The organism is Moritella sp. 24 (assembly GCF_018219155.1).
In the GTDB taxonomy this organism is placed as follows: domain Bacteria; phylum Pseudomonadota; class Gammaproteobacteria; order Enterobacterales; family Moritellaceae; genus Moritella.
In genome coordinates this window covers 1,215,762-1,241,416 of sequence record NZ_CP056123.1, presented here as the reverse complement: position 1 = coordinate 1,241,416, position 25,655 = coordinate 1,215,762, and the positions used below count along the sequence as shown (strand labels likewise).

The 25,655-nt window shown below is 41.0% G+C and carries 18 protein-coding genes; 6 read left to right on the top strand and 12 right to left on the bottom strand.

The features are described from left to right. Positions 1-128: 128 nt before the first annotated feature. On the top strand, positions 129-1,064 hold the full coding sequence (locus HWV00_RS05680; RefSeq protein WP_211685160.1) for a LysR family transcriptional regulator: 936 nt from the start codon (positions 129-131) through the stop codon (positions 1,062-1,064). A 108-nt stretch (positions 1,065-1,172) separates the two neighbouring features. Then, positions 1,173-1,685 carry a DUF481 domain-containing protein gene (locus tag HWV00_RS05675; protein ID WP_211685159.1) on the top strand — a complete coding sequence of 171 codons (513 nt, stop codon included), beginning with the start codon at positions 1,173-1,175 and terminating at the stop codon, positions 1,683-1,685. A 16-nt stretch (positions 1,686-1,701) separates the two neighbouring features. Here the strand turns inward: HWV00_RS05675 and HWV00_RS05670 are convergent, their stop codons facing one another. The 6 genes from HWV00_RS05670 to HWV00_RS05645 form a co-directional block, all read right to left on the bottom strand. Next, the gene (locus HWV00_RS05670; protein WP_211685158.1) at positions 1,702-2,952 is read right to left on the bottom strand and encodes a carboxylesterase; all 1,251 of its coding nucleotides are present in this window, start codon (positions 2,950-2,952) and stop codon (positions 1,702-1,704) included. A 79-nt stretch (positions 2,953-3,031) separates the two neighbouring features. Then, complete coding sequence (locus HWV00_RS05665; RefSeq protein ID WP_211685157.1) at positions 3,032-3,316, bottom strand: hypothetical protein; 285 nt, start codon at positions 3,314-3,316, stop codon at positions 3,032-3,034. Positions 3,317-3,399: 83 nt separating this feature from the next. Next, the gene (locus HWV00_RS05660) at positions 3,400-4,926 is read right to left on the bottom strand and encodes a YdiU family protein (protein WP_211685156.1); all 1,527 of its coding nucleotides are present in this window, start codon (positions 4,924-4,926) and stop codon (positions 3,400-3,402) included. 141 nt (positions 4,927-5,067) lie between these two features. Continuing rightward, complete coding sequence (gene msrB / locus HWV00_RS05655) at positions 5,068-5,499, bottom strand: peptide-methionine (R)-S-oxide reductase MsrB (protein WP_211685155.1); 432 nt, start codon at positions 5,497-5,499, stop codon at positions 5,068-5,070. Positions 5,500-5,518: 19 nt separating this feature from the next. Continuing rightward, entirely contained in the window at positions 5,519-7,357 is a 1,839-nt protein-coding gene (locus HWV00_RS05650; protein WP_211685154.1) for an ABC transporter ATP-binding protein, read from the bottom strand. A 59-nt stretch (positions 7,358-7,416) separates the two neighbouring features. Continuing rightward, a complete protein-coding gene (locus tag HWV00_RS05645; protein WP_211685153.1) occupies positions 7,417-7,995 on the bottom strand; it encodes a VOC family protein in 579 nt (192 codons plus the stop codon). A gap of 205 nt (positions 7,996-8,200) precedes the next feature. On the opposite strand from HWV00_RS05645, the gene HWV00_RS05640 reads away from it, so the two are divergent. The 3 genes from HWV00_RS05640 (at position 8,201) to ygjK (ending at position 12,449) form a co-directional block, all read left to right on the top strand. After that, positions 8,201-8,503, top strand: coding sequence for a DUF496 family protein (locus tag HWV00_RS05640; protein WP_211685152.1), 303 nt, complete (start codon positions 8,201-8,203; stop codon positions 8,501-8,503). A gap of 469 nt (positions 8,504-8,972) precedes the next feature. Next, positions 8,973-10,025: a protein YgjJ gene (ygjJ, locus tag HWV00_RS05635; RefSeq protein ID WP_211685151.1), complete on the top strand. Its 1,053-nt coding sequence runs from the start codon at positions 8,973-8,975 to the stop codon at positions 10,023-10,025. Between the two features lie 15 nt (positions 10,026-10,040). Continuing rightward, positions 10,041-12,449 (top strand): alpha-glucosidase, encoded by a 2,409-nt coding sequence (ygjK, locus tag HWV00_RS05630; protein ID WP_211685150.1) that lies wholly within the window; start codon positions 10,041-10,043, stop codon positions 12,447-12,449. A 162-nt stretch (positions 12,450-12,611) separates the two neighbouring features. Here ygjK and HWV00_RS05625 read toward each other — a convergent pair whose 3' ends face one another. From HWV00_RS05625 to HWV00_RS05600, 6 genes are all read right to left on the bottom strand, one after another. After that, positions 12,612-14,594 (bottom strand): lipopolysaccharide biosynthesis protein, encoded by a 1,983-nt coding sequence (locus HWV00_RS05625; protein ID WP_211685149.1) that lies wholly within the window; start codon positions 14,592-14,594, stop codon positions 12,612-12,614. A 1-nt stretch (position 14,595) separates the two neighbouring features. Then, entirely contained in the window at positions 14,596-15,384 is a 789-nt protein-coding gene (locus HWV00_RS05620; protein ID WP_211685148.1) for a hypothetical protein, read from the bottom strand. 815 nt (positions 15,385-16,199) lie between these two features. Continuing rightward, positions 16,200-18,425 (bottom strand): polysaccharide biosynthesis tyrosine autokinase, encoded by a 2,226-nt coding sequence (locus HWV00_RS05615; protein ID WP_211685147.1) that lies wholly within the window; start codon positions 18,423-18,425, stop codon positions 16,200-16,202. Position 18,426: 1 nt separating this feature from the next. Next, positions 18,427-19,536 (bottom strand): O-antigen ligase, encoded by a 1,110-nt coding sequence (locus HWV00_RS05610; RefSeq protein ID WP_211685146.1) that lies wholly within the window; start codon positions 19,534-19,536, stop codon positions 18,427-18,429. 219 nt (positions 19,537-19,755) lie between these two features. Next, a complete protein-coding gene (locus HWV00_RS05605) occupies positions 19,756-20,856 on the bottom strand; it encodes a glycosyltransferase (protein ID WP_211685145.1) in 1,101 nt (366 codons plus the stop codon). Positions 20,857-20,897: 41 nt separating this feature from the next. Next, the gene (locus HWV00_RS05600; RefSeq protein WP_211685144.1) at positions 20,898-22,379 is read right to left on the bottom strand and encodes an undecaprenyl-phosphate glucose phosphotransferase; all 1,482 of its coding nucleotides are present in this window, start codon (positions 22,377-22,379) and stop codon (positions 20,898-20,900) included. A gap of 667 nt (positions 22,380-23,046) precedes the next feature. On the opposite strand from HWV00_RS05600, the gene HWV00_RS05595 reads away from it, so the two are divergent. Further along, positions 23,047-25,635: a hypothetical protein gene (locus tag HWV00_RS05595; protein ID WP_211685143.1), complete on the top strand. Its 2,589-nt coding sequence runs from the start codon at positions 23,047-23,049 to the stop codon at positions 25,633-25,635. Positions 25,636-25,655: the final 20 nt, after the last annotated feature.

The following is a 25,655-nucleotide window of genomic DNA, read 5'->3' as shown; positions in this document are numbered from 1 at the left end:
ATGATCGGTCCTTATATTTCCTCTGCCCCTCCTATTAAGATGCCACCAGCCTCCTCATAATAACTGTCTTATTTATACAAACTTGATTAGACTAGAAATTATTCTCTCTTTAGTACAGTAGGATAGGCATGAAAAAAGATCTCTACACGACGTTAGATCTCAACTTGTTAAGGGTATTTCAGGTTCTTTCTCAAGAGTTAAATATGCGGAAAGCATCAGAACGGCTTTTTGTTTCTCAACCTGCGATTAGCCAATCATTAACAAAACTACGCCATCACTTTGACGATGAACTGTTTGTAAAAGTACCAAAAGGCTTAAAGGCAACGCCATTTTCAGAAGCGCTGGCAGCGTCTATTTATCCTTATCTAAACGGATTAGCAAACAGTATTAATCATTGTGCTAAATTCGATCCTGCAACTCTCGATAGATCACTTAAAATTGCCCTCTCCCCCATTGTTCTTTCTTGTTTATCCGGCTCACTTTACCAAGCCTTTAAAGCTTCAGCACCAAATGCCACCGTCGAATTAGTGAGCTGGTCGCGTTCGACGGTAGAGGATATACAAAAAGATGATGTTTACCTCGGCATTAACTACGAAATAGACACGCCAGCTGAAGTTTACAATAAGAAGCTAGCCGATTTATGTGGACAAGTCATCGTCAGAAATGCCCACCCAATAACAAAGACAATCACCACGCCTTATGATTATTCAGGTTATGAGATTGCATCCATCATTTCTCCGGGTTGGAATGATACGTTTAGTCTCGCTGCTAATACAATGAAAGAGCATGGCTTAGAATACAAAATTGGCTTTCGCTCTGAGTTCATTATGGTGTTACTTGATATTATTCAACACTCGGATATGTACATGCCGCACACTAACCTATTTCCTGTTCATCAGCATCCAAATTTACGTGCTTTGAACGTCGAGGTTCAAGGTGAAGCCTATCACATTGGAGTTTATACTTATTGTCATACTCGACATCGAAATAGCGCCCTCTTAAATTGGTTACACACACTTATATCCAATGTCATTCAACAGCAATTAACTCTCAATAATAAGTAATGCTTATCAGCGATATAAGGCATAGTGTTTAGCCTCAGAGCGCTCATTTTTATAATATTCATAACAGATTATTACATTTTATGGATATTATAAAAATGAGTGCTCCCTATGAATAAGATACTTCTCCCGTTACTACTACTTAGCTCAACAACTGTGCTGGCTAATACAATCCATATATCACCAGAAATGAAAATTGGCCCCTATGAAGGTTCTGGTATTTCTGGTGCGGGTATGCAACTCGGTTTAACCGATACTTTAGGCATGGATGCAATCTACATATCTTACAGCCATACCTCTGCAGAGTTTTTAGATATCCATAAAGACAGGCTAAAAACATACCGAATAGGCGCGCAAAAACAACTGGTTAATAAACCTAAAATGTCATTGCAACTAGAAGCTGGCGTGGTTGAATATGCAGGTCAGAAAGGATACTACTGGAGCCAAGAGGTAGAAACAGCGAAAGCGACAGGTGCGAGTATTTCAGCCTCTTGGGTGATTGCGGTGACTGACAATATCGCGTTCAGAGCAGGGACTGATTTTAACTATATTAATCGCGATAAAACATTTTTGCCTTATGATCTGACAGCCACCATTTCCACTGGTGTCGTGTTTAGCTTTTAACTCGCACCAAGCACGACTACAGATGTAACGTGAGCGGTTCGATAAACTGCTCCGCCAATATCACAGGTGATTGCAGCGTCTTTTGCTGCATTACCTTATCAAGTAATGACATACTTTGGGTAAAGTACGGATTCCAAGTTAACCTTGCATGGATCTTTCCTGGCTCTTGATAACCGTAAGCCGAATACCATACGTTTTCACCAGCCTGACATTTGGCTTCATCCGCTGCTTTCTGACCATTGCCACAGATCATGATCTCGCCACCGCGACCATAAACTGGATTTTTCGGTGAGAATAACAAGCTTAAATGCGAACCGTTCGATATCTGTTGCGCAGGTAAATCCATGCTAAAACTAATCGCTCGGGGATCCACAGGTTGCACTTCCCCTGCCCAAACAAGTTTATTACTGGGGTTGGTCATCACTTGATTAAAGGCGTTCTGCGCATATTTGGTATCAATGACACTTTCACCTTCACTCATCATCATAAACACAGGTTTGTTATAATCCGCTTTTGCCAAATCATCACGCACTATCTGCGATGTTTTATAATAGATGGATGCCGCATTCATCGGTAGTGAATTATAACGCGTATAATTATCCTCTGGATCACGGTCTGCCCAAGTAATAAAGTGACTCACTACCGGCGCTAAAGACACCATAAATGAATCGGGTTTAAATGCCGGAGAAAAGAGTAATAACCCTGCAATGTCATCATCACGGATTGCCTGAGATACAACCAAGTTAGCCCCCGTCGAATAACCGCCAAGCCAAACTTTATCGACATCCTGTTTGAGTAATTTAGTGTGATGAGCAACAACCCCTTGCCAGTCAGCGAGTGTCGGCAATATCAAGTCTCCGACTTTACTACCATGCCCCGGTAATAATACGGTTCGCACCAAATAACCCTGTTGCGCTAAGTGCTTGGCAATATCGATAAACGAGAATGGTGAATCAGCAAGACCATGAACGAGCAATACGCCTTGTCCGTTAGGATTTTCAGGTTTAATTTCATAAGGTAGGTTGGCTTGGATTTCTTTCTCTTCATCAGCAGAGTTAAATACTCGATTAGCACGTAACCAACGTTGCGTTTCTTGTAAATAGGTATCAAAGTCAGCTTGATTGTAATCAGGTAGCGCATCGGCAGTAAGATAATTAGGATCTGTAGGGGTATTTTTACAGCCTGTTAGCGCAGCGCCATATATTAATATAAAGGCCAATGCGCTCAGGCTGAAACATAATCGATACTTTTTCGTAGATGTACTCATCTCACTATTCTCTTGTTGGCTCAGTATAAATAAGACGTATTATATGGATGAGCGCTGAACGTAAGATGAATAAATATCTTTATTTGATAATCGAAACACCGTCAACAACAGCCACAGTACTCGCATCTGTGCGCTCAATCGTTTTCACAAGTACAGATTGAATTGTTTCGTCTTCGCGAGCATCACTTTTACTGACAAATTTTTGTGCTTGTGGTGCTGCACTTTCGTCTAGTTTGAACGTCACAACGACTTCGGTTGCTGTATCAGCAGTGGCGCCAAAGTACTCAAACGATAAAGATGGGTAGCCTTTAAAGCCTCTTTTAGCCAATTTTTCGATACGTTTTTTTGCTTTATCCACGTTCATAAATGGGATCCTTGTGGTAATGAAATCTAAGAAAATATAACCTGTATAACCTATCTTATCATGCCTCTAAAAAAACAGCCCGATTAAGACGAACAGCTCAATACCATCTTACGTCCCCACTCTGGAGGTAATGCCGCTAATGCTTCAAATTCAGAGTGTTCATCAAACGGATTTGCGAATACGTTAAGCAACTCATTCACCAAGCTATAATCATAATCTGCTGCTTGTTCAATCGCTTGCTGGGCTAAATAATTACGTAAAATAAACTTTGGGTTAGCGCGATTCATTTGCACTTTACGGTCATCATCCACACTTGATTCTAGTGCTAAACGCTGTTGATATTGCACAGCCCACGCATCAAACACCTCACGGTCGATGAATTGGTCGCGAATAGCTGAATTCAACGCGACTTCCGCACCGTCTAATGTACTATCAAAGCCACTTAATAAACGGAAGAAGTGGGTATAGTCCACCTCATTCGAGGCTAATATTTCTAGCAGGTTTTTAATCAACTCACCATCACCATCTTGCACTTGCTGTAACCCTAATTTAGCCCGCATTAGCTGACGTAATTTAGCCAAGAAAATATCATCATAAGTTTGCAGTGTTTCATTTAGTGGCGCGATATCCATGAAGGGTGTTAATGAACGACCCAATGCCATTAAATTCCAATAGCCCACTTGCGGTTGCTGGTTAAACGCATAACGGCCTGAATAATCAGTATGATTACACACGTAAGCTGGATCGAAATTGTCCTGAAACGCAAACGGGCCATAATCAAAGGTTTGACCTAAGATCGACATGTTATCGGTATTCATGACTCCGTGAACAAAACCAACCGCCTGCCAATGTGCCATCAGCTCTGCCGTGGTGGTAACAACTTGCTTATAAAAGGCCAAATAAGGTACTTCTGCAGTTAACGCATCAGGAAAATGCTGGGTTAAAGTATAATCCAACATCAACTTTAAATCGTCTAAACGCTGAGTATAATAAAAGTGTTCGAAATGACCAAAACGCACATGAGACTCAGCAACACGTACGACCATGGCTGCTTGTTCGACTTGCTCACGCATAACCGCATCACTACCCACAACAACGCTTAACGCCTGTGTCGTTGGGATACCTAAACCTTGCATCGCCGCACTGCATAGGTACTCTCGAATACTTGAACGTAATACCGCGCGACCATCTCCTTGACGACTGTAAGGTGTGCGTCCCGCGCCTTTCAAATGCAGGTCCCACGTCGGGCTATCCGCTCCATCTGTATCGACACTGGCAGGTTTAACTTGCGCGAGTAGTAAGCCACGACCATCACCTAAATCTGGATTGTAATGACCAAACTGATGACCCGTATACTTCATCGCAAGGGGTTCAAAACCTGCGGGTAAATAATTACCTGAACACAACTGTAATAACGCATCACTATATACGTCACTATTTACTTCACTATCTAAACCTAGTAATGCTAACACCTGTGGATTTAGGCTAACCATTTTCGGGTCACTGATCCCATCGGGCATTTGCTTATTATAAAAATGCGCAGGCAACCTTGCATAATGATTATCACAATTTAGAGATTCAATACCGTCTTTATTTTTAGCTATGCTCACGGGTTATTCCTGCAGTTAAAAGCTGTATATAAATATACCCAAATAATTGCTTGGTATTACATAAACACCAGACAACGCTTTGGGTATAAGATTTATTTTATTCGTTAGCGATTTACTCGTTTAACGCGGTGACGTCACCGTTTAATCTTTGCTCTCTGCATGACTATTTTTATTAAATGCCATAGAGATAGAGTTAATACAAAAACGCTGACCTGTCTCGGTCGGTCCATCAGGAAATACATGCCCCAAATGAGAGTCACAATGACTGCAAGTCACTTCAATACGTTGCATCGCTAAACTGTTATCTTCGGTATAAATAACCGCACCATCTTTGATTTCTTTATCAAAACTTGGCCAACCGCAACCCGAGTTAAATTTACTGTCGCTGGTAAACAACTCGCTACCACAGCATTTACAGTGATATACACCAACGTCATCATTGTTAAGTAAAGTACCGGTATACGGATGTTCAGTGCCTTTTTTACGGCACACATAAAACTCTTCATCCGTTAACTGTGCTTGCCATTCGGCATCTGTTTTCGTCATGGTATGTTTCATACTATCTTTGTCCATAATCTTGTTTTCCTCACGGTTAATGAGTTGATTGTAAGCGGCCGTACAACGTTTGATAAAGCCCTTCAACCTGCAATAATTCATGATGTTGTCCTGACTGGCTAATTTTGCCATCGTCTAGCACATAGATTAAATCAGCTTGTTTAATCGCACTGAGTCTATGGGCAATAATTAAGGTTGTTCTATCTTGTAAAAATTCGCTCAGGTTATGGTGTAAACGACTTTCGGTTTCGGTATCTAATGCCGATGTCGCTTCATCAAAAATAACCATTTGCGGTTTGCTTAATACCATTCTAGCAATGGCTAAACGCTGGCGTTGACCACCAGAAAGACGTACACCATTACGTCCGACTAAGGTATCTAATCCATGACCCAGTTGTTTGATTGTGTCTGCCATTTCGGCAACTTGCAATGCTTGCCACAGTTCATCGTCACTAAATTGATGACCCATAGATAAATTCTCACGAATCGAGGTATTAAACAAGATAGGCTGTTGCAATACTGTCGCGATATTCTCACGTACTTTATCATAACCAATCTGGTTTAACGGCACATCGTTAATCAAGATATCACCCTGTTGTTTCTCGTATAAACCAAGAAGCAGTTGTACTAACGTGGATTTACCTCCCCCGCTCACCGCCACAATGGCGACTTTTTTACCTTTCGGGATCACCAAGTTTACATCGCTAATCACCTTATTTTCCGTGTTATAAGCAAAGCATACGTCTTTAAATTCGACGCTAACGCCGTCCTGTTTCGCAAACGGGTCAATCACACACGGATGTTGTGGCTCTTGCGTTAATGCAAACACACTGTTTAATCGTTTCAATGCCGCTGACGCTGCAAAATAAGTATATTGAATACTCAATAATTCTTGTACAGGACCCATCATAAACCACAGGTAACCAAATACCGCAAAGATCTGACCGATGGTCAAATCGGCAAATACCACCATTAACATTGCAATGGCGCGGAACACTTCAAACCCAATTAAGAAGATTGTGAAGCTTAAACGGTTAACAGCATCCGTTTTCCACTGCGACTGGATCGCGCTATTACGTAACTCACTCGCGGCATCAATCACGCGGCTAAAATATTGCTTTTCACGCTGTGCAGTACGTAATTGCTGAATTGCATCTAAGGTATCAATTAACGATTCTTGAAATGCTTCAAACGCTGCATTTTCACGTGTTTTTAAATTTTTAACACGCTTGCCAAACGAACGAGAAAAATAAATAACCGCCGGATTAAGCAATAAAATAATTAAGCCTAGCTGCCAGTCAATCCATAACAAAATGGCTGCAGTACCAATAATGGTTAACATACTCACGAGGAACTTAGACAAGGTTTCCGCTAAGAATTTATCGATGGTTTCAACATCGGTAATACACCGTGAACTGATTGCTCCTGACCCTTGGGTTTCATATTCGGTGAGTGATACCAACGGTAAATGATGCATCAATTTATCACGAATATAAAAACTTAAGTTCTTACCTATAATGGTAAATTGCCTTGCTTGCCACACAGACAACACCAAACTAGACAAACGCAAACACATCACAAAACCAAGTATTGCAAGAATGTAAAGCTGTGGTCCCCACCATGATTCAGGAAATATATTCTGCATTGCCTGTACCGCAGCACCGGGCTTTTCTAATAATACTTCATCGACGAGTAAAGGCATCATCAGTGGAATAGGTACACTCACCAACGTCGCGAAAACAGCAATGATGTGTGCCGTAATTAACGGTTTCTTTTGGCGTAGAACACGCTCACGAATTAACTGCCAACTAATACGTGTGCCTTGTTTTTTTTGTAACGAGTCTTGCGGTTGAGATTGAGCGCTGTCTTTTATCATAATATATATAAAACCAAATACACCTTGATGCTGTTACGAATGATTATCAATTGCGGTTATTATGCCGTAGATTCACTTTCAACAACAGCTTTAATACCTGCACTGTGTACCTTAATACAGATATCGCCCTGTTTAAATGCAATGGTTGGATTAGCCAATGTTTCGCCTTCAGCTTGTGGCGATGACCGTTTAATTTTGATGCTGCTATCTGCTGCTAACACCTGCTCAATATTAGGATTAATTAAACGTAACGACTGTTCTAATTCAGTCATGGTAGCCGCATTTCCCGGTAGCACTAATTCAATATGTTCCCAGCCTTGCTGCGGATAATGCTTTGCTGGAAACGGAAGCTCGACACAATCAATTTGCCAATTTCCTAATCGTAGCGGCTCAGCCAACACAATAATGTAAATAGGTCGTCCGTTAATAATACTGTCTGAAATCACTTCACCGCGTTGTTTAAATTCAGTAAGTAACGACTGTGCAGAGTCAATATCATTCACTCTTAATGCAACATGATCACACCATATTGCCTCACCGGATTCATCATGTTTACCGAGTAAACCAAGTTGTTCTGAGAATGCTAAAATCGCTTGAGTGAACGCTGGCCACTGTGGTGTTAAATCTTGATATTGCATGATAATTCCTTCAATAAGTTATCCATTAATAATACCACAAGCGGCATTTTTACTGTGCGGTTTATAAAATAACCATTTTTGATTCAGTGCAAAAATTTGAAAGTTGGCGCTAATAAGGTCAAAAACACAGAGCTTTTAGCGCATTATCCTGTTAAATTAACGATGGTTTCTTTTTCATAAATTTTCATAAGAATAGGGTGTCATAATGAATAACGCTTTTGATGTAGTAAAAAGTGCTCGTCGTAAAAACAAGCTAAAACGTGAAATTCACGATAACGATAAGAAGATCCGCGATAACCAAAAACGTGTTGATCTACTTGATAACCTGCTTGATTATCTTAAGCCTGAACTAACGCAAGTTGAGATTGTTGAAATCATTGCAAACATGAAATCAGACTATGAAGACCGTGTTGATGACCACATCATTAATGGTGCTGAGCTGTCTAAAGAACGCCGTGAAATTAGCAAGAAAATTAAAGCTATCACGAAAGCGGTTAACGAAAAGTAATAATTCAACTGAAGCAAAAATTAAAATATAAAAAGAAATCGAACGCTCTACCCCTACACGATAATCCGCGCCCTAAATTATCATAATAAGCGGATATCAACATTGAGATGAAGTATCAGACAAGCTGACATGCTCTGTTTGGTACTTTACCTTAATACGCACTTCCTCTGTTATCTCCTTCTTATTGTTACAAAATCACTATTTTATATACAATTTCTTGCGCTGTGCAGTTATTCACGTATGCCTATAAATCATAATATCTAGCCATGATTTACCTTTTAATGTAACAAAGTGCAACTTTACTAAAACGGATCACACTTTAGTAAAACTTTAGTAAATGAAACCTAAAATAGGTTAATTAAAACTAAAATTGACTGTAGACTCCATTCAAACTTGCAAACTTAGTCAGTCTTATTGCATTGGCTATCTTGCATCATCTTCATTTGTTAAACAAAGAGAAGCGAATAAAATGAGAGCAACCTTCACTAAATTAACAGTCCTTACTAGTTGTATTTTTGCAGCTTTACATGCCAATGCAGAAGAAGTTACTTCTCCTGCACACAATTCAAATCAACCACCAGAAATAAGCTCACCAAGCTTTAATTTTTACGGTGAACTCGGTGTCGGTGGGCACTCAGCACTAGAAGGTGATGACAAGGGTCGTTACAGCGATGGTACTTATATTGAAGCTGGCCTTGAAATGGAGATGGGTAATTGGTTTGGTTTACTTTATGCAGAAGGCTGGACTGTACAAGTTGATGGCGAGGGTGAACCATGGGCAACAGGGCATGGCTGGGGTGGTTTTGAAGGCGGCTTTAACCGTGCTTACGTTGGTTACCGTACAGATGGAAAAACAGAAATCATCGTTGGCCGTAATGACTCCTCTTTAGATGATATTCAATGGTGGGGTGATGCAACAGTTGAGTATGGTTATACGGTACCAAACACACGTGACCTAAACTTCGCAGCTAAAGTACAGAACCTAGAAGGTAAATTACGCTATAGCATCTCTGCTGCGCCAGAAGGCAAGTTTGATGAAGATGATGCGATCGTTAACTTTGGTAAATACGACCGCTACGCTGACAAATACACATACGCAGCAATGGCAAATGGTTACGTACAATATGACCTATTTGAAAACCTGACCTTACTCGGTGGCGCTGAAGTTACCGATGGTGCGGGTGAAATGTTCTTAATTGGTGCTGAATACAAAAATGTAGCAGCACGTGTATGGCATCATACAGACCAAGGTAATGATGACAGTGAAGGCACAGAAACAGGTTTCATGGCCAGTACTTGGTATGAAGCGACAGAAGGTGTTTATCTATCTGCTGGCTATAACTATGCAAATAATGAACTAGAGAGTGCCGACAATGAAGTAACCTCATACATCAATGCTGGTGTGTGGTGGGAATACGGTAATGGTAAGTTTGCAACCGCAATGGACAGCAAATTTTACTTAGGTAACGACACATCAGACTCTGATAACCAAGTGTTTGTAATGCAGTACTTCTACTGGTAATAAGGAATATAAATCATGAACTTAAATAAATCACTTATTGCGCTAGCGATTGGCGCAGCAGTACTGACAACTGGTTGCACAACAACATCGTCATCATTTTTTTCAACAGACAGTGGCTCTTTATCAGCAACGGCGCTACAAGCAACAGAATTTAAAAATGTTATCGACCGCTCTGGTTCTCCAGAATATATGCGCGATTACGATTTTGATGACCACCAGCGTTTTAACCCATTTTTTGACCTAGGCGCATGGCACGGACACCTACTACCAGATAATGACGACGGCATGGGCGGTTTCCCCGGTACTGCGTTGTTAACTGAAGAATACATCAACTTTATGTCGAACAACTTTGACCGCTTAACGGTATTCAAAGACGGTAAAAAAGTCGCGTTTACGATGGACGCATATAGCTTACCGGGCGCATTGGTACAGAAGTTAACATCAGACGATGTGACGGTTGAATTAACACTGCGTTTTGCATCAAACCGTACCTCATTACTTGAAACAAAAGTAACATCAGCATCGCCTGTTGAATTAGTTTGGGATGGTGAATTACTTGAAAAATATCATGCTAAAGAAGGTAAATCACAATCAGATAAGACCATCGATCAAGCATACCCAGATTATGATCGTGCACTTGTCGCTACAAATGACGGGTTAACCGTTACTTTTGGTAAAGTACGCGCAACATGGTCGCTGTTAACATCTGGTGATTCTGAATATCAAATTCATAAATCAATTCCAATGGAAACAGTCATAGAAGATCACGCGTTCACTTCAACGGCAAAAATTGAAGGTTCAACGACATTCTATACAACTTACTCGCATGTATTAACAGCTGAAGAAAACCAGGCTGAACAAGCAAACATTCAAGCAATACTAGCGGATCCGACTGAGTATTTAAATGCTTCAGAACAACGCTGGGAAGGCTACTTAAATAAAGGTTTAACCAATACGCACGCAACACCAGAACAAGAGCGAGTTGCCGTGAAAGCAATGGAAACATTAAACGGTAACTGGCGTGGTGTCGCTGGTGCAATGAAGTTTGATTCTGTTACGCCTTCTGTAACAGCGCGTTGGTTCTCGGGCAACCAAACTTGGCCGTGGGATACGTGGAAACAAGCGTATGCAATGGCACACTTCAACCCAGAAGTCGCTAAAAACAACATTCGCGCCATGTTCGCTTATCAAATTCAAGCCGATGACCAAGTTCGCCCTTGGGACGCTGGCTATGTTCCAGATTTATTAGCCTACAACACGAGTCCAGAACGTGGCGGTGACGGTGGTAACTGGAATGAACGTAATACCAAACCAAGTTTAGCAGCATGGTCTGTTATGGAAGTCTATAACACCACGGGTGATAAAGCCTGGATCGAAGAAATGTATCCGAAGCTAGTGGCTTACCATAACTGGTGGTTACGCAACCGTGATAACAACGGTAATGGTGTACCTGAATACGGGGCAGCACGCGATAAAGCCCACAATGATACTGACGGTAACATGTTATTCACGGTTAAACGTGATGGTAAAGACACGACTTACGCGGGCATTGAAAAGTACAATAAGACCCTTGCTGAGGGTAACTTTGAGCATATCGAAGTACCAGCACAAACAGCTGCGTCTTGGGAGTCTGGTCGTGATGATGCTGCCGCATTCGGTTTCATCGATAAAGATCAGCTAGATGCTTACGTAGCAAATGGCGGCAAACGCAGTGATTGGGATGTGGCATTTGCACAAAACCGCGCTGAAGATGGCACCCTACTTGGTTACTCGTTATTACAAGAGTCTGTTGACCAAGCAAGTTACATGTATAGCGACAATCGCTATTTAGCTGAAATGGCTGACATGTTAGGTAAAGATGATGAAGCGAAAGAATTCCGTGGCAAAGCGGATAACCTAGCAACTTATATCAATACGTGTATGTTTGACGAAAGCACTGGTTTCTTCTACGACATCCGTATTGAAGACAAAGCATTAGCCAATGGCTGTGCCGGTAAACCTATCGTTGAACGTGGTAAAGGCCCTGAAGGTTGGTCACCATTATTCAATGGTGCAGCAACACAAGACAACGCTGATGCTGTAGTTAAAGTAATGAAAGATACTAGCGAGTTCAATACTTACGTGCCACTTGGTACTGCCGCGATATCAAGTCCTGCTTTTGGTCCTGACATCTACTGGCGTGGTCGTGTATGGGTTGACCAATTCTACTTCGGTCTAAAAGGCATGGAGCAATATGGTTACCGTGAAGATGCAGTTGAAATGGCGACAGCCTTCTTCGACAATGCCGACGGTTTAGTACAAGACGGTCCGATTCGTGAAAACTACAACCCGCTAACTGGTGAACAACAAGGCGCGCCAAACTTCTCGTGGAGTGCTGCTCACTTGTATATGCTTTATAATGACTTCTTTACTGAAAGCAAATAAAGCTAAAATGACGCGTAAATAACAACGCTGTCAAATAGCACTAATAAAGGCCATCATTTCAACGTGATGGCCTTTTTGTTATATTGTTTGTCACACTTATCAAATTATTTCCGTCAGTTTATGGTTGTCCATTGCTGTTCTCACGTAATGATGACGCAACCATCAAACCTCAACGTTACGTGCACGCCAATTTGACATAAGAACACCCGCCACATCGTGTGCTAGTGAGATAATTTCCCCCTCAGATTCAGTCATGTCCAAAAAAAGTTCTGGGTTGAAACGCATTGATAGTTGTTGAACAGGCTCGCTAACCAATAAATGAACACCCGGCGTTACCTGTGCTTTTGAAACAAGTTCTCCGAAAGCCAACAAAGAGACTACACTAACCAGCACATTATTTTGTACCTCGTTTTCGGAACCAATGATCATCAACATTTCATAAAGGGTGACCCGCGGCGCACGTTTAACGGCCTGAAAAACTAGGTGTAAACAACTTATATAATAAATAATCAATGATTTTTTTTGGCTTAGTGGCTTTAATATGTCAGATGCAGGTATATCATAGCTATTTAATTTATTTACAACAATTTGAAGCAAATTTCTTTGTTCTTCAGGTGCTAAACCACTAAGCTCAACAATGATTCCCTTATTCCTCGAACTTGAAGGTAGCTCACCATTCGATTTTGGCTTAATACGTCGAGCGACTAAGCTTACAAACCAGCGTAAGTCAGACCCAAATATTATCGCTGGTCTGACGATTGCTATAACACTAACTGCAATACAGAACATAGCAAGAACACCGAACAGAACTCCCAGATAGCCAGTCTCAAAAAAGCGTAATATCGATGCAGTCCCCTGCAATAAAGGGAAAAAACACAAAACAAAAACTCCGGCACGAATATGCTTTGAGGCAAACCATCCCCAGGTAGCTCCCAGCCATCCGAGTGTTAACTGAGTCATTAAAAAAAAATTAAGGACAATGGCAAATGATACTCCTACAGCTATCCCCGGCAGTCCCCACGGCACTCCCACAAAGGCACCACCGGCAACCGCACAGGCATAAATGGCCAGCCGCAATACTCTCTGATAAACCAAACCGGATGCCTTGGTTAATGAGTCATTCAACTTATACCCCATTCGAAACATTATTGTGCATGCCAATATCTGTAATGGAATCACGGCACCAGACCAGTCAGGTCCGAGTATGACTCGAACAATCTCCGGACCCAGCACGACAAACAGAACAGACATAGGTGCCATGACTATTGCGCTGAGTGCCACAACATGACCATAGTGAACTTTTGCTTTTTGTCGATTATTTTGAAGCCGAGAGTAGATAGGAAACATGATCCGCTCCAGCACCTGACCAAACAACATAGCAGGCATACCAACTAACTGATAAGCTCTACCGTATATTCCGACTGCAGCTGAATTCATCGTTCCCGCAACAACTAGATAGTCAACTTGAGTGGCTATATATCCCAGTAATTTGGCGATACTAAATCCACCAGACATGCGCATAATATGGCGAAAAGAACAATAATCAAATCTAGTTATCAACGTCTTAGGCTTCTGCCTGACAATAACAATACATTTGATCCCAACCTGAGCCAAATATGCCCATACCAAAGCCCATACACCGAACCCTTCCAGCGCTAGGCTCACCCCAACTAGGGTATATCCCAGCAAAAATGAAGTCACTTCCGAAAAAGCGATACTTGAAAACTTTAATTCTCGATGCAGTAATCCCTCTGCAACCAGGGATGGAGCCTGAATTAAAAAGATAAATGAAAGAGCCTTAATAACCGGCACTATATCTGGCTCTGAAAATAAATTTCCGATCGATGAAGCAGATAAAAACAGTGAGGCAAACGCAACAAATGCAAAAAACCACGAAATGAGCGAGGCTGTTCCGATATCCTGCACAGAAAGGTGTTCTCGTTGGACAATCACAGGCCTGATCAACGCTTCCGTAAATTGACGCCCTAATCCGATCACTACCAATGTCGCCGTTACTAGGCCAAATTCTGCCTGACTAATATGTCGGGCCAGTACCGCAAGCAACAAAATTTGACCGATGCCTTGTATGATTACTGCAGCCGTTGTTAACGCAGCACCATCAAGTACACGGGAATAACGCGACATTTCAGCCCCCATATAATGTACTCTCAATAGCCTCAATAGCATGCTTTACTGTATCAACAAAAGGCTGTTCAGTATCGATATAGTGAATCACCTCACTTCCCATGCAATGCCAGTCTTGTATCTGCCTGCGACGAGATTCAATATATCCATCGCCCTCTTTATCGACTTTGACTCGGTCTCGGTTTCGCTGTTTTGCTGTCTCTAGTGAAACGTTTAGCTGCAGAACAATATCCGGTGCCGGAATCTGCTGGTAAATACGACTTTCCATGCGTGCTAATTGATTGTAGAGCGCAGAAATAATCCCTTTCTGCTCCCGTTTGATAGTAAGCCTAGTACTATCCACTGCTCCTACTCTATACGATGGGTAACGGTCGCACACAATAAAAATTTGGTTATTGGCAGCCTTTTGGCTCCAAACTAGAAGCTGACGTCGCTCCCAAGCAACGCAGACAGCCCAGAAAGCATTTACCAGTAATGATAATCGAATGGATCGGCGTGACTTATCACACTGATCACTATTGCTCGTTCCGGAGGCTGATTGAGTAACAACATGCCCCTTTAATCGTGAAGTCCGGATCTTCGGAAATACTGCTTTTATTAGAGGCAACAAGATATGCACTGGACGAGTGAGCCAGGTTGTAGGCGGCTTACCGGCATGAACAACTCGGACCTTATACATTAACGCCAGCCAGTTTTCTAATTCCAAGGCTATGGTTGACTTACCTGTAGCTTCAGGTCCAACCAGCGCAATAACCGCTGCACGACCATTGACCAATTTATGTTCCAACATATCTTTATCCTTCACCAAGATCTTAGTATTTCCATCACTTTATAAATCGTAGGCCTGTAACCTTCGTAAGCCGCACTCTTAACATTTCTGTCAGAGTTAACTAGTAATAGCCTATCTCTAATTTCCGGACATGTTTCCAGGCATTTAAATACTGTGATAGCGTGACTAATAAAGGACTCAACAGATTCAAGCGAACCTCCTGTGACCCGTGCATGTCCCCGAACTATGGTGCGTTCAATAAGTATTTTCTTAGATATAGACAAGTGCACTACCGCATCCGGACTAGGCACCAGTGACACAAATTCCTTAAGTTGTTCAAGATCAGGAGTAACTTGTTCGTAAACAAACAGGTAATGTGCAATATGTAACGTACCTTCATCAAGAATGATGATACAACCCGTCCTGTCATAATGTTCTATAAACTCATAAATCCCGATATTTCGAGACAATATACGGGCAATTTTAACGCGCGTAAGTAGACTGACTGACGGAGGCAATCGTTTAAGATGGCGAACTGAAAAGCATAACAAAATCAAATTCTTACGACTTGAAAGAAAACAGCAAACCAGACCAATTAGATTCATAGCTACCCGCCTCAATATACCCCATGATAGCCACGTCAAATGCATTTCCCGTAAAACAAACGCCTCAGCAGATATCACTTCAGGATTCTTCCCTCGATGGCTTTCTACTATTTTTTTCAGCAGCGTCGACTTCCCCGAACTGGTACATCCTACTAACTCAATTATCAAGAGCATCTCCCTGCGAAAGAATGACAAAAAACGTTGTCATTTACACACATCACTACACCAAATTTATCGCTCATAGACGTCATCGTAATAATTGCGATAACCACTATATTTTTCGGCAGAAGGCACATCAAGTCCGTTAACAACAATCTTAATCGGCTGATCTTTTATCCTGGCCAGTTTCTCCAATCCATTTTTGATTTGGCTTATTTGAGTAGAACCGGTACGAACCACGTAGATCACCATATCAGTATATGTGGAAATAAGTTCCGAATCACTGACCAGCAGAACTGGTGGACAATCAAGAATGATCCTGTCAAACCTTGAAGCTAACGACCTCAGCAGTTCTTTAAACTGGGGCGAACCCAAGATCTCTCGTGAATCCGAAGTATGGCTACCGGCTGTAATAACATGAAAGTTTTCACGCTCTATCAAGCAGTCGTCCAAACATCGCTTGCCTTCTATGAGCTCCGTTAGCCCCTGTGTATCTGCATCAATTTCGAACTCGTTAACCAGTATCGGATGGTACAAGTCGCACTCAACAAGAACTACCCGTTCCAATAAACTGCAGCTGTAAGCTAGATTAATTGCCATTTTGGATTTCCCTTCATGGCTCAGGCTAGATGTGACCATAAGAGTCTTATTCGCCTTTCCGCTAAGAACGATTCCAGTATGTAAAGAACGCATAGCTTCGATAAAAGAGTGCTCTTGAACTTCTTTAAACGGTTTACTGATCAATTTATGCTCACCGCCGGAATTGCCTGATTTAAGCAAAGGAACAACACCTAATAACTGATATCCGAGCTTTAGTTCTACATTGCCAATATCCCTCAGGCTGTTATCCATTGCATCACGGACAAATGAGACAATAAGCCCAACCAATAAACTGATAGCAAAAGCCATTGTAACTGTTAACGCTTTCAGTGGTTTAACTGGCTCAAGGGGCGCTATTGCAGGAGATATTATCCTAGCATTCACGGAGTGCGCAAAGCCCATCTCAGCGGTTTCCTTAATTCGCTTGAAAAATAGCTCATATAACTCACGGTTCGCTTCAACCTCCCGTTTCAACGCGCCCAATTCCGACGTCTTCCAGCCCAATTCATGATACTGATTTTTTGTAATATTAATTGCAGCCAAAATAGCGTTTTCATTAGCTATGTCGACTTCATACTTTTTCTTGATCCCCTGAATAACGCTAGCTACCTGACGTAATAAATTATCTTCAACCGTTTTCAGATTCTCTCTAGCCACAACCATTTCTGGATGGAGCGGGCCATAACGTATTGCCAATTCTTTGAGTTTTTGTTTAGCTACGCCCAGCTGATTCTTAAATTGCTGGACCAATGGATCATTGAGCACCTCTGGTATGGAAGGCATAGAATCAATAGCACCCGAAGAATCGCGCCCCCAACCTGCAACCTGCCAATAGGTATTTTTTGTCGAAGACAATTCTTGTTGAGCATCGACTAGATTCACCGTCAATTCATTCAGTTCCAGAGAAGGCAGATGCTGCAAGCCCTCTGAATCAACCAAATTTTCCTTCTCCCGAAAAGCTTGAAGGCTTTGTTCCGCCTCATCAAGATTACTTTTTAAGTTATCAAGCCGCGTTAACATCCATTTTTCAGCAGACTTAGTAATGGAAAGTTTTGCATCTAGGATACTCTGGAAATAGGCGTCAGCATGGCTATTCGCGACAGCAGCAGCCAACTCAGGATCCGATGAACTGAACTTTATTTCCACTAATTGTGTATTCTTAACTGGCGAAACCTTTAGATTTTCAAAATATTTCTTAACAGCAAAGTGCATACGCTCTAGTGGCTGCTCAGTTCTAGGTTCTGCCGAGCTTATACCGAAAGTTTGAGTCAACCAGTCCCAGTCGCCAAGGGGAAAAGTGGAGCTGTTATGCGGATTAATATCGCCACTGAGATTGTCGTTTTCGTCGTTATCCAAATGATCAACCAAATTCAAAGTGGTAATAACCTGCTCTGCAAGAGGTCGAGATTTCAATATCTCATATTGAGTCTTATAATACTCTTCACTATCTCTAATATCCGATGTATATACTTCGTCAATGGAGGTCAGCTTCGGAGCCTGAGGTTCGAATATAATCATGACATTAGCCTGATAAATAGGCGTCATGACTGAGACAACTATTGCCGCAACCAAGCTAACACTAATAGCCAGTATTAATATTCTCCGCCATGCACGCTGAACCACCATCAGGTAGTCCCGAAGTGATACCTCATTTTCTCTACTCCATGGAGTGTCATGATCTGGTCGTAGTATTTCCATATTATTGCATCTCTCTAATGGCGTTACTTTTTCTTACTTCTTTTATAGTAGTAAGATTAGTGAACATAGACGAATGGACTGATAAATAAGAAACAAAAAAAGCTAAAAAAAACACTGTTTGAGGGCCCATGGAGTCACTCATCATATTGGCAAGAAGGTAAGCGAATATGGAGTACTTACAAACTTTTGCTCTTTGGTTACCTGACTGATTATCAGGTATATATATTCGGTAAGCGACTAGGGCGTACATGAAGGAAATGATTCCAACCATACCGGCAGGACCAAATATACGCAGATAGTCTATAGCCATATTATGACTGTGAGAAATAGGACCGGGCAAGTCACTGTTTAACCCTTCCCCAAGATATGGATAACTGACACCAGCGTTCCATGAGTAATCCCACATTTCAATTCGTGAAGCGACAGTTCGGTAATCAAGAACGTTGTCGAGCGACAGTACTGATAAAATATCAAAAAGCCGTGGATTAACATCCATTAAAATACCGCTTTCCTTGATAATAAATAACGATATAAACAAGAAAATAAGCCCGAAGAGAAAATGGATGATAGTTTTCTTTGTTACTGAAAAAATAAAAAAGGCAATGAATATGACGAAGGAAACAATAATATTCGTTTTAGAACCAGCCAAGAGCTGCAATATGAAACAAACACCTACCATTCCGATAGCAAAGATTATTTTCAGTGGGCGTTTATGTATCTCAATTTTGTCTATATAGTATATAAATGTTGTAGATGCAGTGATTGCTAGTTGATTCGGATTCGAAAAAAGACCAGTATAGCGATCATCACCATCATAGAAAGAAGTGCCCAGATCAAAGCCTATTTTCTGCAGTAAAACCGCAATAAGATTGAGTATCAAACCTATTGTAATGAAATAATAGCAACGTTCGAAAAGCTTACCGTCATTGTAGAACATAAATGAAAAATAGAGATAGCTGGTTACGAATATAATCAGTGAAATCAGAGTCCTGGATACTATCCCATCATTAGGACTGGTCATAAAACGTAATAAATGAAATAGAAAAAGGGCCAGTAAAGAGATGAATAACGCCCTGTTTTTTCGTGCTTCGTAATGGTAAAATGACAACATAGTTTTATCTTTCAATATTGTAAATATTAACAAGATGAAGCATATCAATATATAAATATAGGTCAGGCTTATATTCGAGCTACCAATCCTCATAAGGCTCGGCATGCAAGCCAGTACTATACCAATAGCCATTAATACTGTGAATGTATTCGCTAGATAATGTCTATCCATTATTAGTTACGTATCCTATAAAGATTAATAGAGAGAGATATATTCACTCTAAAACTCTCCTTTATATAACTTTAGCCATTTTATTTTTGTGGTATTAATGTCGAAATAATTTTTTGCAAGTGCGAAAGAAGACGCCCTCATTTGTGAAACCAATTCCGGATTATTTTTTAACGTTTGGATAGCACAGATATAGTTTTCAACACTATTACATGCAAATCCATTATTGTATTCGCCAGATACATCATCATCTCGTCTTGGGTACAAGCAATCAAGATTCTGATGGCAAGTTGAAGTTACTATGGGCATACCTAATGTCAGCGACTCAATAAGAACCCGTGACAAACCTTCCCAACGAGATGGATGAAATAATAATGAAGACTCGCTTATTTGTTTAAATAACTCAGATTGCTCAATATATTCAATGATCGTGACATTCTCAGGCAGTTTTCCGTATTTACTCATAATCTCCTCGAAATAGCTCGGGTCGGATGAACCAATCCAAGTAAATTCGCTATCTTTTAATTCAGTGGCGACTCCTAGAAAAGTATCAAAGTTTTTCTGATAACATATTCGTCCAACAGAAATTACTTTGAAATCCCGACCATTTGGAAGAACTGGTCTGTTTTTGGTTGTTACCGAATTGTTAATATTAGAAATGCGTCTGGTGAATTTTTTTCCAACTTTAAATTCTCCCATACCGCAGGTAACTGTATGCCCTAGAAAAGATAAGAATATTTCACCAAGCAGAAAAATGAACCTAGTAATAATGCTCAGGTCCTGTCGAAGAAATGCGTAGCCCCTAGGAGAATAAAACACAAAACGTAGATTCTTACCTATTGCTGCCAGACGTGCATATAGGCCTCCGTAGCTGCTATGCCCGTGTATTGCAAAGGTATTTTGATCAATAAACTTCCGTACCAGAAGTATATTCCTTAGATGATGAAAAGGTCCGTCAGAAGTCATTTCAACCCATGTTATATCAGAGTCGATATCCTTAAGTTCTGATTCTGTTCCGTCACGGCGGCAGTAGAAAACCGTTATTTCATAATCACCCTTAAGCAGACCGCATAACTGCTTCAACGACTTGGCTGTTCCATAAGCAAAACATTCCGTAACCTGAATTATCTTTTTCCGGTTATTCTTAGCCACAGTTAACCTCCAGCTGCTTATCATGTTGTTTTCTGAATTAATTAATATGCGTCATGTGAGAATATCTTAAACGGTGTAAGTAACAGAATTTTCAGGTCGAGTAGCAGACTCCAGTGATTTATATATTCAATATCATAGGCTGCTCTTTTTTCCATGATGTCCAGAGTTCTGATTGTGCAATCATCACCACCTCTGAACCCACAGATCTGCGCAAGTCCGGTAATTCCGGGCTTGATACGATGCCGCAGCATAAAATCTGGAATATGTTGCCTGTAAAATTGGTTGACCTCAACAGCATGAGGTCTTGGTCCAACGAGTGACATATTACCCTGTAATACATTGAAGAGTTGTGGCAGTTCATCGATGCTCGTTTTACGAATAAACATGCCTACAGTGGTTACTCTCTGATCGTTACGCTTAACCAATTCAAACTTATTGTCGGCTTTTGGTGTGTACATTGAACGGAATTTCCAAATTTCGATATTTCTTCCATCCCAGCCATGCCGTTTTTGCTTAAAGAATACCGCGCCCGGCGAAGTGAGCTTAATAGCCACGGCTGTTACAATAAATAAAGGTAGTAACAGGATCAATAAAGTAAATGCAAGAATTCTATCCATCAAGGATTTGAACAGCACCGCTTTAACATTTCTCATCGGACTTCCGGATAATACAAGTAGTGGAAGTCCTGATAACTCTCTAATACTTTTATCAATTGTAGTGATTGATAAAATATCTGGTACCCAGATGATATCTACACATTCGTTATCTAATAGGCTGATTATATCTTCTATTTTGTTCGACTCACTTAACAATAGTGTTATATAAACGCGCTTAATATTGTAATGCTGGACAATTTCACGTATTTCACTAATTTTTCCAACAATAGGCGATGAGCTATCCCATGATACGGTAGCACCCGAGGAGTCTTCTACAACGCCAACAACTTTTTCAGTTAGCCAAGTATTACTATGAAGTTTCGTTATCAGTTGCTTACCAAGATCATTGGCGCCAATGATCACACTGATAATCGGCTTTCTAAAGTAAGACTGATATTTTTTAGACCCAAAATAAACAAAACCGTATAGTCCAGCTTGAGCAAAAAATCCAGATATTGACCAAGTGATAAAGACGGTTATTTCAAATTCAGTTGACGCTTTGATAAGGTATGTGAAAAAGACCATGGACAGGATGACCATAAACCAAGCTTTACTTAGTACCCAGAGTCCGAATAAAAAGTTTCTGCGACGTCCTAATAAGATACCGTTACATTGATGGTAGACACCAAAGAGTTGATATATGATATAAATAATAAGGCAATTAATTATAGCTAGGGTTTTATACGACTCAACATTTGATTCTTGGAGCCAATAAGCCGCTCCTATCATTATTAAGCTTGAAGAAGCAATACTGGAAAATAGCTGCCCATGAGCTAACAGAGTTTGGTGATAGCGATACAAGCGTTTATGAGTGTGTTGTTCCGCAAAATACCTGTTTTTTTTGTCTCGCGACCACATATTACGCATAATTATTCAATATCATAGACTGCTCTTTTTCATAATGTCCGGAGTTGTGGCTGTTCATCGATATTTGTTTACGAATTAACTTGCCTACCGCGGTTACTCTCGAATTGTTGCACTTAGCCAACTCAAACTTATTGCCGACTTTTGGCGTGTGCATTGGACGGAATACTCAAATTTCGATCGGCCTTCCATCCCAGCACAGCTATTACAATGAATAAGGTTAGTAGCAGGATCAATAAAGTCAATGTAAGAACTCTATCCATCCAGGATTTGATCAAAACTGCTGTAACATTTCCCACCGAGCTTTCAGATAATACAATACATTACAGTTTATAAATGCTATGGCATTTGATTTAAATAGCATCACGGTATCCTTATCGCCAAACAGATAAAGTTTAGGGGTTAATCTAGATGACGGATGAATGTAGCTGTTAAGGTCGTAGCGTGCTGATTTATTTCTATCTAATTACACTAAAAAAAGAGAATACATCAATAAATTAACTTAGGGAGCTAAATTTTTATTGTTAAATATTATGAATGAGTACGTTATTTGAGGTAATCACAAATTTACTGTCAAAATCTGAACTATATTTATGAGAAGTGCCATCTAAAAACTATTATCTTTATGCATTCTTATTGAAGAGATAACAATAATGAAAGGCGTCACAATATGTTTATCAATAAAATAGTGAGTATGTCAACTAGGGTTAGTGTTCCATTTTACGTTGTAACTATCGCACTAACTAGCATATCGCTAATGTTAGCTCCTCTGTATCTGATGGCGAATGAAGTTGAGGCTAATCTCATTCAAGCATTTGACACTTCTAATTATCCTAGCCCCGATACTGCGGGCATTGTTTATTTACCATCAGAAGATAGCTTGTTAATTACAGACTCTGAAATCAATGAGATGGCTATTTTTCCCAACTCAAAGGTAAACGTATTTAAAATAGACCGCAACAGCGGTAGCCTACTCGATAGCTATTCAACAATTTCATTTTCTGATGAGCCTACCGGTATAACAATCAACACTTCGAATCAACATTGCTTTATTTCAGATGATACAGGTACGAAAACAGTTTATGAAATAGATCCAGGGAACGATGGTGTTTGTCTTACATCTGATGACATTGTAACGTCGTTTTCTACAAGCGATTTTAACAGTAGTGATCCAGAGGATGTGAGCTATGGCTTGAGTTCTCTGTTTATAGTGGACGGGGTAACCGATACGGTCTACAGAGTTGCTCCTGGAGCTAACGGTTTATTCGACGGTGTAGCCGTCGATGATCAGGTTACTAGCTTTAATACCAGTAGTTTAGGGATAATAAACCCAGAAGGTATCCATTACGATATAACTACAAATAATCTATATATTGTAGGAACTCCCAGAGACTTAATAATACAGACTACCATAGACGGCCAGCTAGTTCGCTCCATTGATATTTCTATCATTGACGCTAAAAAACCATCCGGGCTGACAATTGCACCTAGCAGCCTAGACTCTGCTGTAAACAGTTTATTTTTAACTGCACGCGGTGTGGATAATGACAGTGATCCAAATGAAAATGACGGTATGGTATACGAGCTGGAACTACCTCCCTTCACAATCGGTAACGAGTCTCCAGTGAGCACGGCAGGTGCAGATCAGTCAATAACCATGCCTCATTCAGCGACTCTGACAGGCAGTGTTTCTGACGACGGGCTTCCCGACGGCACATTAACTATTAGCTGGACTAGCATTAGTGGAGAAGGAGATGCTACCTTTACCGATGCCAACGATCCACAAGCTATGGTTTCGTTCTCTATGGCGGGAGATTACGTGTTGCGCCTTACAGCCAGTGACGGAGAGCTGCAGAGTTTTGATGATGTGACTATCAGTGTAGCCATCCAGGACGGCGTCTATGTTTTGAGCCGGCGTATCGAAGTCAGTTCTGATGATGCAGAAGAACTAGATACAGGAAAGGTAAGAACAACCAGCAGTGATTTAGAACTCGTCTACGATGGCTCTGATCAGACTGTTGGATTACGTTTCAATAATATAAATATTCCGCAAGGAGCAACCATTGTTAATGCTTATATCCAGTTCCAGACCGATGAAGTGAAGTCTGTAGAGACATCTCTCATTATTCAGGGAGAGCGCTCAGATAATGCAGAGTTATTTTTGAAAGATTACGGAAACATCTCATCACGGCCGCGTACTACAGCATCAGTAGCTTGGAACCCAGACCCATGGTTGTTTGTTGGAGAGGCAGGGATAAATCAGAAAACCTCTAATATTCAGCCAATAATTACTGAAATTATCAACCAAGATGGATGGGCAAGCGGAAATTCACTTGCGATTATCATTACAGGAACAGGTGAACGGGTAGCCGAATCATATAACGGTGAACAAGATGGATCACCGCTGCTATATGTAGAGTATTCCTATACTCCGGGTAACGAGCCACCGATAGTTTCGGCTGGTCCGGATCAGTTAATAATTATACCTAATTCAGCCATACTAGAAGGTAGTGTTTCTGACGATGAAATTCCGGACAACACACTAACAATGAGCTGGAGTAAAATCAGCGGTGAAGGAGACGTTACCTTTACCGAGACCAATGGGCCGCAGACCACTGCTTCGTTTTCTATGGCAGGAGATTATGTGCTGCGCCTTACAGCCAGTGACGGGGAACTACAGGATTTTGACGATGTTGCCATTACAGTTACCCAAGAAGGTATCCAAGTTTTGAGCCAACGTATTGAGGCTAGTACCGATGATGCAGAAGAGAAAGCTGATGGACGGGTAAAAAGGACCAGCAGCGATTTAGAACTCGTCTATGACGGATCGAATCAGATAATCGGAATGCGTTTCAATAATATCAGCATTCCGCAAGGTGCAACCATTGTTAATGCTTACATTCAGTTCCAGACAGACGAGGTGAAATCTGTAGATACAGCGCTCACTATTCAGGGAGAGCGTTCAGAAAATGCAGGGACTTTCCTGAAAGAAAGCGGAAACATATCGTCACGTCCACTTACTACGGCATTGGTGGCCTGGGCTCCTGATTCTTGGGGAACGGTTGGCGAGGCGAATCATAAACAAAAAACGTCTGATATCAGTACATTAATTACTGAAGTCACAGGCCAGAGTGGATGGGTAAGTGGTAATTCACTGGTTATCATTATAACAGGGACAGGTGAACGGATAGCGGAATCGTATGATGGTGACCAATATGGTGCACCGTTGATATATGTGGAATATACGCTGAATGACTAAATTATTTTATGAGTGAAGTA

What these genes read in the sequence shown, in the direction of transcription:
- ygjJ (WP_211685151.1), top strand. Translation starts at nt 8,973, where the DNA reads ATGAGAGCAACCTTCACTAAATTAACAGTCCTTACTAGTTGTATTTTT.
- HWV00_RS05670 (WP_211685158.1), bottom strand. Translation starts at nt 2,952, where the DNA reads ATGAGTACATCTACGAAAAAGTATCGATTATGTTTCAGCCTGAGCGCA.
- HWV00_RS05610 (WP_211685146.1), bottom strand. Translation starts at nt 19,536, where the DNA reads ATGTTGTCATTTTACCATTACGAAGCACGAAAAAACAGGGCGTTATTC.
- HWV00_RS05645 (WP_211685153.1), bottom strand. Translation starts at nt 7,995, where the DNA reads ATGCAATATCAAGATTTAACACCACAGTGGCCAGCGTTCACTCAAGCG.
- HWV00_RS05675 (WP_211685159.1), top strand. Translation starts at nt 1,173, where the DNA reads ATGAATAAGATACTTCTCCCGTTACTACTACTTAGCTCAACAACTGTG.
- ygjK (WP_211685150.1), top strand. Translation starts at nt 10,041, where the DNA reads ATGAACTTAAATAAATCACTTATTGCGCTAGCGATTGGCGCAGCAGTA.
- HWV00_RS05620 (WP_211685148.1), bottom strand. Translation starts at nt 15,384, where the DNA reads ATGTTGGAACATAAATTGGTCAATGGTCGTGCAGCGGTTATTGCGCTG.
- HWV00_RS05625 (WP_211685149.1), bottom strand. Translation starts at nt 14,594, where the DNA reads ATGTCGCGTTATTCCCGTGTACTTGATGGTGCTGCGTTAACAACGGCT.
- HWV00_RS05615 (WP_211685147.1), bottom strand. Translation starts at nt 18,425, where the DNA reads ATGGAAATACTACGACCAGATCATGACACTCCATGGAGTAGAGAAAAT.
- msrB (WP_211685155.1), bottom strand. Translation starts at nt 5,499, where the DNA reads ATGGACAAAGATAGTATGAAACATACCATGACGAAAACAGATGCCGAA.
- HWV00_RS05650 (WP_211685154.1), bottom strand. Translation starts at nt 7,357, where the DNA reads ATGATAAAAGACAGCGCTCAATCTCAACCGCAAGACTCGTTACAAAAA.
- HWV00_RS05665 (WP_211685157.1), bottom strand. Translation starts at nt 3,316, where the DNA reads ATGAACGTGGATAAAGCAAAAAAACGTATCGAAAAATTGGCTAAAAGA.
- HWV00_RS05640 (WP_211685152.1), top strand. Translation starts at nt 8,201, where the DNA reads ATGAATAACGCTTTTGATGTAGTAAAAAGTGCTCGTCGTAAAAACAAG.
- HWV00_RS05600 (WP_211685144.1), bottom strand. Translation starts at nt 22,379, where the DNA reads ATGCGTAATATGTGGTCGCGAGACAAAAAAAACAGGTATTTTGCGGAA.
- HWV00_RS05680 (WP_211685160.1), top strand. Translation starts at nt 129, where the DNA reads ATGAAAAAAGATCTCTACACGACGTTAGATCTCAACTTGTTAAGGGTA.
- HWV00_RS05595 (WP_211685143.1), top strand. Translation starts at nt 23,047, where the DNA reads ATGTTTATCAATAAAATAGTGAGTATGTCAACTAGGGTTAGTGTTCCA.